The organism is Corynebacterium ciconiae DSM 44920, from assembly GCF_030440575.1.
Taxonomy (GTDB): Bacteria; Actinomycetota; Actinomycetes; order Mycobacteriales; family Mycobacteriaceae; genus Corynebacterium; species Corynebacterium ciconiae.
On record NZ_CP047189.1, the window covers coordinates 807,757 to 819,648 of the forward strand.

Below are 11,892 nucleotides of genomic sequence, written 5' to 3' on the forward strand. Positions count from 1 at the left end.
TTTCAAATGGGTAATCACAATCGTCGTAGCGCAAGCCGTATCGTTCGTAACGCAGCAGCCGCCACCGCTGTTGCCGCCGGTGCCTCCGCCGCACTGGCCACCCCGGCCCAGGCCCTCGACATCAACGTGCCGGTTGTCGGCAACGTGTCCATCCCCGAGGTTCCGGCAGTGCCCGGGGTTCCCTCCGAGATCAACAACATTGTTGACCCCGGCCAGCTGTCCGCTCAGCTTCCGGTTGAGGTTCCCGGCCAGGCTCAGCTGAGCCAGACCATCGCTCCGGCTTCCTCCAACTCCGTTGGTCAGCAGATCGTGAGCGTCGCTCGCTCCAAGACCGGTGCTCCCTACGCTTGGGGCGCTTCCGGCCCGAACGCCTTCGACTGCTCCGGTTTCACCTCTTGGGTCTACTCCCAGGTGGGCAAGTCCATCCCGCGTACCTCCCAGCAGCAGGCCGCTGCCGGCACCAAGGTTCCGCTGTCCCAGATCCAGCCCGGTGACATCGTGGCTTACTACGGTGGCGCATCCCACGTGGGCATCTATGTGGGCAACGGCACCATCATCGACGCCCTCAACTCCGGCACCCCGGTGGGCGAGCGTCCGCTCGACTTCATGCCGATCCACTCCGTGGTTCGTTTCTAAGAAGCGCCCGACTGTTTCGGCCGAAAGCTAGCACCGCAGACCAGTACGTGGTCTGCGGTGTTGTCGTTGCTGGGGGCTTGCTCTAGCCGCGAGGGTGTGGGTATCCGAGGTGGCGTCGATAAGTGCACTACCCCCGATTCTCACGGGGTGGGGTGGCGGCTCGCGCTGGCACAGCTAATAACTTTCACCACTGTTATTCACTCTAAGCCTCACTAACCACAGTCGAGTTGGCATCAGCAAATTTTGCGCTAAACTAACCCGTTAACTGGGCGTTTGTTGGCCGCTTAGCGCGCCAATGATAACGCTACACGGCGGCCACTCCGCCGCCCTCGCTTTCACCGACCTTGCCGTAGCATCAGCGCCGGCACATTCGATCACGCATTTGGAGAAGATGTGAAGCTCACCAAGCTCGGGCTCATTACCTGCGCCCTAGCCCTTACCACTAGCGGCATCGCTGCTCCTCTGGCCAGCGCTGACCCCGCCGAGATGGATAGCCTGATTAAGGAGATGGACTCCGTCTCCCACGAGGCTACTGCCAAGAGCGAAGAGGTCAAGCAGCTTTCTATCGACATCGATAAGAGCAACGAAGAGGCCGCTCGTCTCACCGATGAGTTCAAGCGCGCCTCAGCTGCTGCGCAGGCCGCTGCAGATAATGCCGAGAGCATTCGCGCGGACGTCAATCAGGTAGCCAAGGCGCGTTATCGTGGTGCGAGCCTCGATCCGCTCTCCGGTATTTCTTCGGCGCACAACCCGCAGGATGCGATCGATCGCACCGCCTATATGAGCGCCCTGAGTCAGCGTAACCAGCGCATCATCGATGAGCTGCAAGAGTCTTTGCGTCAAGCCGCGCAAGAACACGAGCGCGCCGCCGCGGCGAAAGCCGTCGCCGATTTCCGTCTCGGCGATCTCAAGGCGCAGCGAGCCAAGCTCGAGCGTGAGCAGGATGAGCTGAACAAGCGTACCGCTGATCTCGAAGCCCGTATTGACGCCCTAGAGCCCACCCTGCGTGAGGCGTGGCAGAACAAAAACGGCCCCATCGAAGGATTCAATCTCGACGGCATCACTAGCTCCAATCCGGGCGGGATGAATGCTGTGAACGCCGCGATGAGCAAGCTCGGCGCGCCCTACGGGTGGGGTGCTACCGGCCCCGATGCCTTCGACTGCTCTGGGCTCATGGTGTGGTCCTACGCGCAGCAGGGCAAGTCCATCCCGCGTACCTCGCAGGCTCAGATGGCCGGCGGCACCCCCGTGTCGCGCGATCAGCTGCAGCCGGGAGACATCGTAGGTTACTACCCGGGTGCAACCCACGTGGGCATGTACATCGGTGACGGCAAGCTGGTTCACGCCTCCGATTACGGCATTCCGGTACAGGTTGTGTCTGTGGATTCGATGCCCTTCTACGGCGCTCGCCGTTACTAGTCCTAGCAGCTAGACTGCCACCACCGCCGCGTTCGCCAGATACCAACGCGGCGGTGGTGTCGTATCTGCAGCCGCGAGAAACGGTGGCATCTGTGTGTTCTGATCTAGGTCTGGTGGGGTAGCGATCGGTAGAATGTGGTGACTATGGGCCGCACGCTGCTTGTTACTAATGATTTTCCGCCTACGGTCGGGGGGATTCAGTCCTATCTTCGTGATTTCGTGTCCTATCTTGACCCCTCGGAGATTGTGGTGTTGGCCTCCACCCAGGACGCTGAGGCTGCTGCGGAGTGGGATTCTCAGGTGGAGTACACGGTGGTGCGCTGGCCGCGCAAGGTCATGCTGCCCACCCCTCAGTTGCGGGCAGAGATGGTCCGGCTGATTGCCCGCTACGATATCGAGACCGTGTGGTTCGGGGCAGCCGCGCCCTTGGCGGTGCTTGGCTCCGCGGCGCGGGCGGCTGGGGCGCGTCAGGTAGTGGCCACCACGCATGGTCATGAGGTGGGGTGGTCGATGATTCCGGGCGCCCGGCAGGTGTTGCGCCGCATTGGCCAGTCTGCGGATGTGGTCACCTACATTTCCGAGTACACCTTGGGCAGGATTCGTCCCGCCTTGGGAAGTCACCCGCGTTATGAGGCCCTACCCTCGGGGGTGGATCCAACGCTGTTTCGTCCTCTCAGCAATGAATGCCGGTCCGCGGTGCGCGCCCGTTTTGGTTTCGGCGAGGAGCCGTTGATCATCTGCATTTCCCGCTTGGTTCCGCGCAAAGGCCAAGATCAATTGATTCGCGCCATGCCAAGAATCCTTGCCCGCCACCCCGAGGCACGGTTGGTGCTAGTGGGCACCGGCTCGTATGAGAAGAAGCTGCGCGCGCTTATCGACGCTCACCTGCACACCAACGATCGCATTCACCTCATGGGGCAACTGGACTTTTCGGACATGCGTCAGCTTCTCGCTGCCAGCGATGTCTTTGCCATGCCGGCTCGCACCCGCGGCAAGGGACTCGACGTTGAGGGGCTTGGCATTGTCTATCTGGAAGCCCAGGCATGCGGGGTGCCGGTGGTGGCGGGGGCATCGGGTGGTGCCCCTGAGACCGTGACGGAGGAGACTGGGATCGTGGTTGATGGTCGGGACGGCGACAGTCTGGTGCGGGCGCTGACGCGGCTGCTTGATGATGCCGCTCTGCGCAGCACAATGGGGGCGCGCGGCCGGAGTCACGTGGTGCAGAACTGGACGTGGTCGATCATGGCGGCGCGGTTACAGCGTATTCTGTCCTCGTCCGGCGATTAGATTGGCGCAGTCTAGCGCATATATACTGGGTGAGTTTTAACGTCTAGAGACGGGACCTGTAGAGCCTCTATTATGTCTGCCACCCACTCCATCGGTTTCGATATCGGCGGTACCAACCTTCGCGGCGCGGTCGTGACGCCCGAGGGGCGCATCATCGATTCGACGCAGGTTCCCACCCCGTCCACCCCACGTGGACTCGACGAGGCGATTGCGTATGTGGTCAGCTCTTTGCGCTCTCGACACGAGGTTGGCGCGGTGGGACTTGCTGTCGCGGGCTTTATCGATCCCGAGTGCGAGACGGTGCGCTTTGCCCCGCATCTGCCGTGGCGCGATAAGAACGTGCGGACAGACATCGAAGGGCTCATCGACCTGCCGGTGGTGCTGGAGCATGACGCCAATGCAGCCGCGTGGGGTGAGTATCGTTTCGGGGCCGCTCGTGACGCCCAGACGTGGGTGCTCTTCGCTATCGGTACGGGCATTGGGGCCACGCTCATGCACGACGGCGAGATTTACCGGGGTGCTTTCGGCACGGCTCCTGAGTTTGGCCACATCACTGTGGTGCCAGATGGGCGCCGCTGCCCCTGCGGTAAACGGGGCTGCTTGGAGCGGTATTGCTCCGGTACGGCATTGCCGGATTTCGCCAAAGAGATCATCGGCTCTGGGGAATTTGAGGATTCAAGCTTTGTGCGCCGATTCCGCTCGCAGGCGGATGAGCTGACCGGCCGGCGCATCATGCAAGCCGCCTGCAATGGGGATCCGGCTGCGCTGAAGGTAGTGGAACACTTCAGCCACTGGCTGGGGGAGGGACTGGCCATGGTGGCCGATATCTTAGACCCCGAGCTCATCGTGGTCGGCGGTGGCGTGGCCAAGGATTCGCCTCTCTACCTAGAGGCCGCGAAGCAGCGCTTCGCGCAGCGTATCGTTGGTGCGGGTCATCGCCCGCTCGCCGACATCAAGACGGTGGAGCTGGGTTCGGATGCAGGAATGATCGGTGCCGCTGATCGGGCCCGTACCCGCTTTCTCACCCCGGTGGAGTGATACTTTGCCCACCCGCTGTTGTGTAGAGGCTGAAACCTCGGGACGCGGTGGCTTGTATCTACTAACCTATAGTTAACGGTCCTCGTGGAGGACAGATCACGCATTCACCGGCGCCGAGCCCTGACGTGCCTACGAGCGAGGCACACCACCTGCGGCGCCCCATCTGCTAGGGAAGTCGCACATGAATAACAAGTGGTACTGGGTGTTTAAGCACATTCTCATTGGACCCTTCCTGCGGGTGTATAACCGCCCGGAGATCGAGGGCAAGGAGAATATTCCCGCTAGCGGTTCTGCGATTGTTGCTTCCAGCCACCAGTCCGTGATGGACTCCTTCTTCTTCCCGCTGCTGTGCGATCGCCAGCTGACCTTCCTCGCCAAGAACGAGTACTTCACTGGCACCGGCATCGTGGGCAAGATTCAACGGTGGTTCTTCACCTCGCTGCGGCAGGTGCCCATCGACCGCACTTCTGAGGATGCTGCGGCCAATGCCACCGCTGCGGCCCGGAAGGTGTTCGACCGCGGCGATCTGCTCGGCATTTATCCGGAGGGCACCCGTTCGCCAGATGGCCGGATCTATCGGGGAAAAACGGGCATGGCCCGCACTGCCCTCGAATGCCAGCAGCCCATCGTGCCGGTGGTGATGATCAACTCGCGCAAAGCCAATCCCATTGGTTCGTGGATTGTGCGTCCCGCAAAGGTGTGGATGAAGGTTGCCCCGCCCATTGACCCGATTGCTTTCGTTCGTGAGCGCGGGCTCGAGCCCGATAGCCACGAGGCTGCCCGGGCGCTGACGGATCACATCACGGCACTGTTCTCGGAGATGTCTGGATATCCCTACGTGGATCTCTATGCGGCGGACGTAAAAAATGCGCTCGCAGCGGGCGAGGGGTATCCCGAGGGGGCGGAGCTTCCCCTGAACTGGGAAGGCTAAAGCCTATTCGCTTAGGCTATCCTGAGGCAAGGTTTTTTAACTTTTTTCAGCGGCGTCGATAGGGTTATGAAGGTCCTTTAAGGTCCCCCTTCGGTGCCGCTTATGCGTGCGCAGCCGAGGTGGTGCCGGCAGCTGAGCGTCGATAAGCGCGCTCGATGACCATCTTGGCGCGAAGGAGAAAGTGAAAGGGCGCATGACGCACAACAAGCCTGCAGCGCGGTATAACGCCGCCGATGTGGAACACAGCGTGGAAGCGGATGGCGCCGGCCACGGGAAGGTTCACGTGCAGGAACATAAGGTCGTGACCGAGCGCCTCAAGTGGCCCGATGCAGCGAAGGGGCTGTCCATCGTGGGGGTGGCGCTGCTGCACGTCTGCCTCGAGGTGCCGCACGGCATGGACACGTGGCTGGCCGGGCTCAACCATCTGCTCGACCCGCTTCGTATGCCCCTGTTCTTTTTGGTGTCGGGTTACTTCTCCGTGAAGGTACTGCGCTTTTCCCTACGCGAGGTGCTGAGCAAGCGCATCTGGTTTTTCTTCCTGCCCTATCTGGTGTGGATGCCCATCTACCTGTTCATCAAGGAATTCGAGATGGTGCGCTTTGCTGATTTCACCCACCGCGGCGCGGGCTGGGTGGCCATGAGCGTGCTCAGCGGCGAAGGCATGTACTGGTTCCTCTACTGCCTGGCAGTGTTTTGCCTCTTTGCGTGGGCTACCCGCTCGCTGAGCAATCCAGTGGCGGTGGCGCTGTCCTTGACCCCGCTGCTGCTGCAGCTCACCCCCGTCAGCGCATCCATCGTGCTGCACTTCGGGCAGTATCTCCCCATTTACATGATCGGGCTGCGCTACCGCTCAGCGATCACGTGGCTTGCCCGCAGCTGCACCCGATCGGGCTTCATTGTCACCTATGTGCTCAGCGGGCTCGCCGCCTATACCGCGCACCACTGGTGGCAGGAGTCGCTGCGCGGAACCGCCCTCGCGGGCCTGCCCGGCCGCGGCGAAGGCAGGTGGGGATGGAGTTCCGATTTCTTCGACCTCATCGAGGGGCTTGTGTGGCGGCTATGGCTGCTGCCCACGGCCGTGCTGCTGGCAGTGGCACTTGCGAGCGTGCCCTTGGTCTTCTCCGCCTTGGCTTTCGTGGGGCGCCACACCTTGGTGGTCTATATTGGCCACCCTATCGCGCTATCCGTGCTCTTCGGCATGCTGCTGCGCTACCGCGAGGGGGTGCTCATCGAGCCGGGCAATGGGGTGTGGGCGAGCCCCTCGCTGTGGGTGATCGGTGTGTTTATCGTGGTGATGATCGCCTGCTACGGCTTTTACCTGCTGTCGCGGGTTCCGGTGATCGGCTGGACTCTGGCGCCGCCGGCCATCGATCACCTGTTGCCTGGCGCTGCTCAGAGAAGCGCTGCAACCTCGCACCAGCACAACACCAGCTCTGCCACGCCCACTTCAAGCGCGCCGAAGCGCCCTTAGTCGAGTGAGTATTATTGCCCGCCGCTGGGAGAGTTGTACCCCCGCTCAGCACGGGGTGGGGCTGTGTGCTTAGACTGAAATAACATTTCGAGTACGTCCGTCCCCTGGTGCGCTGTGCGCGGTGGCTCTCCCGCCGCACCGGCCACAGGTGGCCACGCTCGCGCCGGGGCAACACACGTTTCCGGGGCGTAGAAAGCAAGCAGACAACACCGTGCGATTCTTCTACGACACCGAGTTTATTGAGGATGGGACCACCATCGAGCTGGTATCTATCGGGATAGTGGCCGAGGATGGCCGCGAATACTACGCGGTGTCGAGCGAATTTGATCCGCGCTCGGCCAATGAGTGGGTGCGTGCGCATGTACTCGACAAGCTGCCGGAGCGAGGCAGCAGGGAGTGGAAAACCCGCGCCACCATCCGCCAGGAGGTCTTCGACTTCCTCACCCATGACGGCACTCGTCCCGAGCTCTGGGCGTGGGTGGGCGCTTACGATCACATTGTGCTCGCTCAGTTGTGGGGCGATATGCGCGGACTGCCGCCGCAGCTGCCGCGCTTTACGCGCGAGCTCAAGCAGTATTGGGAGATGGCCGGCAAGCCTCAGCTTCCCGCAGTACCCAGCGCAGTGCACGATGCGCTTGTCGACGCCCGCCATAACCGGGCCAAGTTTCTCATCTGTGCCAACGCTTTGCCGCTGGGCCTTGATGGGGCGGCCCAGTCGCTCCCGCGCCGCAAGTAGAATCCGCCGTCATAGCCCCGGGGTGGGCAGGGGGAGGGGAGAATAGTTCGGTGTGCTAAGAATAAACGTGTGAGTTGGAGTGTAGATATATCAGAATCCGAGCTGCCCGATCTTCCCCCGTTGCCTGCGGGAATTCGGGAGCGTTTCGACGATGTCGTGGCGCGCCCGGCCAAGCAGCAACCCTCGTGGGATGAGAAGGAAGCCCTCGCGGTACGCAAGATCCTGGAGTCGGTGCCGCCTGTGGTGTTGCCGCCGGAAATACACGTGCTGAAGAATCAGCTGCGTGAGGTGGCGCTCGGGAACGCATTCCTGCTGCAAGGTGGCGATTGCGCCGAGACTTTTGAGGCCAATACCGAGCCGCACATCAAGGCCAATGTGAAAACTCTGCTGCAGATGGCAGTGGTGCTCACCTATGGTGCCTCCACTCCGGTGGTGAAGATGGCTCGTATCGCAGGCCAGTACGCCAAGCCCCGTTCCCAAGACTTGGACGCTAACGGTCTGCCCAATTACCGCGGGGACATTGTCAACGCCGTGGAGGCCACCCCTGAGGCGCGCCGACATGACCCGGCCCGCATGATTCGCGCCTATGCGAACTCCTCGGCTGCGATGAACCTGGTGCGTGCGCTGACCACCTCTGGCACGGCGGATCTCTACCGCCTGACCGAGTGGAACCGTGAGTTCGTGGCCCAGTCTCCGGCCGGTGCCCGCTATGAGGCTCTCGCCCGCGAGATCGAGCGCGGTCTGAGCTTCATGCAGGCCTGTGGGGTCTCGGATGAGTCGCTGCGCCACGCCAACATCTTCTGCTCGCACGAAGCCCTCCTGGTGGATTACGAGCGCGCCATGCTGCGCCTCGGCCAGGATGAGAACGGCGAGACCGGATTGTACGATCTCTCCGCCCATCAGCTGTGGATCGGCGAACGCACCCGCGGTATCGACGACTTCCACGTGAACTTCGCCGCGTTGATCTCCAACCCAGTGGGTATCAAGCTGGGCCCAGGCACCAGCCCCGAGGAGGCAGTGGCCTACGCCGAGAAGTTGGACCCGAACAAGGAACCGGGCCGGCTGACGATGGTGGCCCGCATGGGACACGACAAGGTACGTACCGTACTGCCCGGGATCGTGCGGGCCGTGGAGGCCGCCGGCCACAAGGTGGTGTGGCAGACCGACCCCATGCACGGCAACACCCACACCTCCTCCAATGGCTACAAGACCCGCCACTTCGACAAGGTGCTGGACGAGGTCCAGGGCTTCTTCGAGGTGCACCGGGCCCTCGGCACCCACGCCGGCGGCATCCACGTGGAGCTCACCGGCGAGAACGTCACAGAGTGCCTGGGCGGTGCCGAAGACATCACCGATATTGATCTGCCGGGCCGCTACGAGTCCGCCTGCGACCCGCGCCTCAACACCCAGCAGTCCTTGGAGCTGTCCTTCCTCGTCGCCGAGATGCTGCGTAACCAGTAGCCTTCTCGCGATAGACTGCACCACACAACGGCCCGCCATCCCCAGCGCAATAATGGGGGAGGCGGGCCGTTGCTGTGCGTGCAGCCGGCGGTGGCGCGCACCGAACCTAGGGGTGCTAGGCGTGGACTGTGCTAGAAGCCGGAGAGCTCGATGGTGATGTCGCCGCGGGACGAGTCTCTCGTCAGGCCGGGCAGCGGGTTTTGCGCCAGTACGCGGTCCTTTTTGTCCAAGCCGGAGGCGTCGACAGCGAACCCAGCCTCGGTGAGCTGCTTCACCGCATCAGAGACGCGCTTGCCAAGGACACTGGGCACCTTCACCTTGTTGGCTACCTCGAGACTCACGCTGGCATTGTTCGGATCCACGCCGGAGCCTTCGGACGGGCTCACGCCCGCCACCTCGTCCACCACCGAGCCGGTGTGGGACACATAGCTGGCGTCGGCCACACTGATCCCCGCCTCAGCGAGTTTCTCCTTCGCCTTGTCGAGGCTCAGCCCAGTGACCTTAGGGACCTCGATGGCATTGGAGACAACGAGGATCACCGAATCGCCGCGGCTGAGCGCAGTGCCGGAGTCCGGGATGGTAGATACCGCATCGCCGGGATCCACCCCCTCGTCATATTCGCTGCGCACCTCGGAGACGGTGAGACCAGCGCGTTCAAGGGCGCTGCGGGCAGAATCCTCGCTGTCGCCCCGCACATCGGGCACCTCTACGGGCGCGGGGCCCTTAGACAAGATCACCGACACCGTCGAACCCACCTTTACCTCGGTACCAGGGGAGGGGGAGGCGTCTAGCACCTTGCCGGCTGGGACAGTGTCATCGTAGGCGGCCTCGCCGAGAGACCATTCGAGGGTGCGATCGTGAACAGCCGCCTCGTACTTTATTGGGTCGTGGTCCTGCGGGATGCTGGGAACGGTGGGCTTGCCACGGGAGAGGAGCACCACCACGTCATGGCCGCGGGGTACTCTCTCGCCAAAAGGGGGCTGGGTATTTACCGCCTGTCCGGCCTCGATGTCGTCGTCATAAACCTCTTCGGTGCGCACGGAAAAGCCCGCGGTCTCCACTGCTGCCACAGCCTGCTGCTGGTCCATGCCGAGTACTTCCGGAATATCGCCATAGCGGCCGGAGCCGAACCACCAGCCGCCCACGGCCACGGCTGCGGTGGCCAGCGCGATGACAACCAGCCAGACCCAGAACCCGATGCCGCGGCGATTGCCCGCCGGCCGGGGCGTAGAGGAGGTCCGTGCAGGGCTGGGCGCGGGCGCTTGGTGTGTCTCCGAGCCGTCGTAGGCGGTGGGCTGAGCCGCGCCCTGAGGGCCGCCAGCCGCGCCTAGCCCTCCGAGGGGATCGGCGGTGCCCACGAAGGGGCCGCCGGAGCTATCGGGAGGCACCGCGCCGAAGGTGCGGGTTTCCTGAGTGGTCGGCTGAGGCGCTGCCGCGCCGGGGGAATCAGGGAAAAGGCCCTCGCGCGGCTCGCCGCCTCGGTTGGCGGCATCCGCCGGTTCATTGGGGCCGGGGCGCATCGCAGGGCTGACCACGGTGGTGGCCCGGTGGGCCGCGCCGTGGCGGGGCACAGGCACGGAGAAGTCCGGTAGGTGCAGGCTGCGGGCGGCTTCATCGACGGCGTCGAGAAACTCTTGGGCGTCGGCGTAGCGGTCTGCGGGATTGCGGGCGCAGGCGCGGGCCACCATGTCATCAAACTCCGGCGGCACGCCGTCGATGCGCGTCGATGGCGGCGGCACATCGGACTGTAGCCGCGCATAGGCGTGGGCCATGGGGTTGTCCCCGGTGAAGGGGGTGTCGCCGGTGAGTAGCTCGAAGAGCACAATGCCGGCGGAGTACACATCAGAGGCGGGGCCCACCGAGGAGCCGTCGACCTGCTCGGGGGAGAGATAGGAGACAGTGCCGATGATCTGATCGGAGGTGTGGTGGGAGTTCGCGGCAGCGCGCACAAGGCCGAAATCGGCGAGTTTGACCTGATGGTTGCCGTTGATGAGCACGTTGTCTGGCTTGACGTCGCGGTGCACCATGCCTTCACGGTGAGCCACGGCCAGCGCGGTGAGCACACTACGCATCACGGCGGTGGCCGCGTGCGGTGGCATCGGGCCGCGCTCTGAAAGCAGCTCGCGCAGGGTTCCGCCGGTGATGAGCTCCATGATGAGGAATACGTGGTCGCCGGAGGAGTTGGTGTCATAGACGTTCACCAAGCTCGGGTGCGAAAGCTGCGCCATCGAGCGCGCTTCGCGGCGGAAACGCTCCCTCGCCACGGGATCATCCATGAGTCGATCGTCGAGGACTTTCGCTGCCACGGGGCGCCCAAGGCGCAGGTCAAGGCAACGGTACACAGAGGACATTCCGCCCCGAGCGATGAGAGTTTCCACCCGGTAGCGCTGATCGAGAAGTGTGCCGACCGCCAGTTGAGTCATGCTGAATAGTATGCCTGCATTAACCACGTTAAGCTAACCGTTACCGTCAACTCTGTAATAGATTGGGTGCCGTGAGTTCCATTCCAGTGTCCAAGGATGTTTTAAGCCCCGACGAGCCCTTGTTGGCTATTCCCGATGTAGCCGAGCGCATGGGTGTAGTGGTGACGAAGGTGCACCACCTCATCCGTGATCATCAGCTGCTTGTGGTGCAGCGCGATGAGGTGAAGTATGTGCCGGAGCGCTTCCTCAACGAGGACGGTTCGCTCAACCGTTTCGTCCCTGGGGTGATTGCATTGCTCTCCGACGGCCACTACACCGACGCAGAGATCCTCGAGTACCTCTTTACTGCGGATGATTCTCTGCCCGGCCGGCCTGTGGACGCCCTGCACGGACACCTCGCCCGCGAGGTTATGCGCCGCGCCCAGGCCATGGCGCTTTAGCCGCAGCGCGCTTGTCGACGCCGCGTCGCCGTCACACACCCTCAACCCGA

Annotated in this window: 10 protein-coding genes; 9 read left to right on the forward strand and 1 reads right to left on the reverse strand. The window is 63.1% G+C overall.

Going from position 1 to position 11,892, the window contains the following annotated elements; translation table 11 throughout:
- Positions 1-6: 6 nt before the first annotated feature.
- The 8 genes from CCICO_RS03545 (at position 7) to CCICO_RS03580 (ending at position 8,979) form a co-directional block, all read left to right on the forward strand.
- On the forward strand, positions 7-636 hold the full coding sequence (locus CCICO_RS03545; protein ID WP_018020328.1) for a C40 family peptidase: 630 nt from the start codon (positions 7-9) through the stop codon (positions 634-636).
- A gap of 393 nt (positions 637-1,029) precedes the next feature.
- Entirely contained in the window at positions 1,030-2,055 is a 1,026-nt protein-coding gene (locus CCICO_RS03550) for a C40 family peptidase (RefSeq protein ID WP_018020327.1), read from the forward strand.
- A gap of 144 nt (positions 2,056-2,199) precedes the next feature.
- Complete coding sequence (locus tag CCICO_RS03555) at positions 2,200-3,342, forward strand: glycosyltransferase family 4 protein (protein WP_018020326.1); 1,143 nt, start codon at positions 2,200-2,202, stop codon at positions 3,340-3,342.
- A 72-nt stretch (positions 3,343-3,414) separates the two neighbouring features.
- Complete coding sequence (locus CCICO_RS03560; RefSeq protein ID WP_018020325.1) at positions 3,415-4,380, forward strand: ROK family glucokinase; 966 nt, start codon at positions 3,415-3,417, stop codon at positions 4,378-4,380.
- Between the two features lie 181 nt (positions 4,381-4,561).
- Positions 4,562-5,311 carry a lysophospholipid acyltransferase family protein gene (locus CCICO_RS03565; protein WP_018020324.1) on the forward strand — a complete coding sequence of 250 codons (750 nt, stop codon included), beginning with the start codon at positions 4,562-4,564 and terminating at the stop codon, positions 5,309-5,311.
- Positions 5,312-5,504: 193 nt separating this feature from the next.
- A complete protein-coding gene (locus CCICO_RS03570; protein WP_018020323.1) occupies positions 5,505-6,782 on the forward strand; it encodes an acyltransferase family protein in 1,278 nt (425 codons plus the stop codon).
- A gap of 211 nt (positions 6,783-6,993) precedes the next feature.
- Complete coding sequence (locus tag CCICO_RS03575) at positions 6,994-7,518, forward strand: polyadenylate-specific 3'-exoribonuclease AS (protein ID WP_018020322.1); 525 nt, start codon at positions 6,994-6,996, stop codon at positions 7,516-7,518.
- A 69-nt stretch (positions 7,519-7,587) separates the two neighbouring features.
- Positions 7,588-8,979 carry a class II 3-deoxy-7-phosphoheptulonate synthase gene (locus CCICO_RS03580; protein ID WP_018020321.1) on the forward strand — a complete coding sequence of 464 codons (1,392 nt, stop codon included), beginning with the start codon at positions 7,588-7,590 and terminating at the stop codon, positions 8,977-8,979.
- Between the two features lie 131 nt (positions 8,980-9,110).
- On the opposite strand, the gene pknB is transcribed toward CCICO_RS03580, so the two are convergent.
- Positions 9,111-11,402, reverse strand: a complete 2,292-nt coding sequence (pknB, locus tag CCICO_RS03585) for a Stk1 family PASTA domain-containing Ser/Thr kinase (protein ID WP_018020320.1) — start codon at positions 11,400-11,402, stop codon at positions 9,111-9,113.
- Positions 11,403-11,473: 71 nt separating this feature from the next.
- Between pknB and CCICO_RS03590 the strand changes: the two genes are divergently transcribed.
- Positions 11,474-11,842 (forward strand): Rv2175c family DNA-binding protein, encoded by a 369-nt coding sequence (locus CCICO_RS03590; RefSeq protein WP_018020319.1) that lies wholly within the window; start codon positions 11,474-11,476, stop codon positions 11,840-11,842.
- Positions 11,843-11,892: the final 50 nt, after the last annotated feature.

Excerpts from the sequence above, each read along its gene's own strand:
- CCICO_RS03545 (WP_018020328.1), top strand. The coding sequence starts at position 7 with ATGGGTAATCACAATCGTCGTAGCGCAAGCCGTATCGTTCGTAACGCA.
- pknB (WP_018020320.1), bottom strand. The coding sequence starts at position 11,402 with ATGACTCAACTGGCGGTCGGCACACTTCTCGATCAGCGCTACCGGGTG.
- CCICO_RS03565 (WP_018020324.1), top strand. The coding sequence starts at position 4,562 with ATGAATAACAAGTGGTACTGGGTGTTTAAGCACATTCTCATTGGACCC.
- CCICO_RS03555 (WP_018020326.1), top strand. The coding sequence starts at position 2,200 with ATGGGCCGCACGCTGCTTGTTACTAATGATTTTCCGCCTACGGTCGGG.
- CCICO_RS03560 (WP_018020325.1), top strand. The coding sequence starts at position 3,415 with ATGTCTGCCACCCACTCCATCGGTTTCGATATCGGCGGTACCAACCTT.
- CCICO_RS03570 (WP_018020323.1), top strand. The coding sequence starts at position 5,505 with ATGACGCACAACAAGCCTGCAGCGCGGTATAACGCCGCCGATGTGGAA.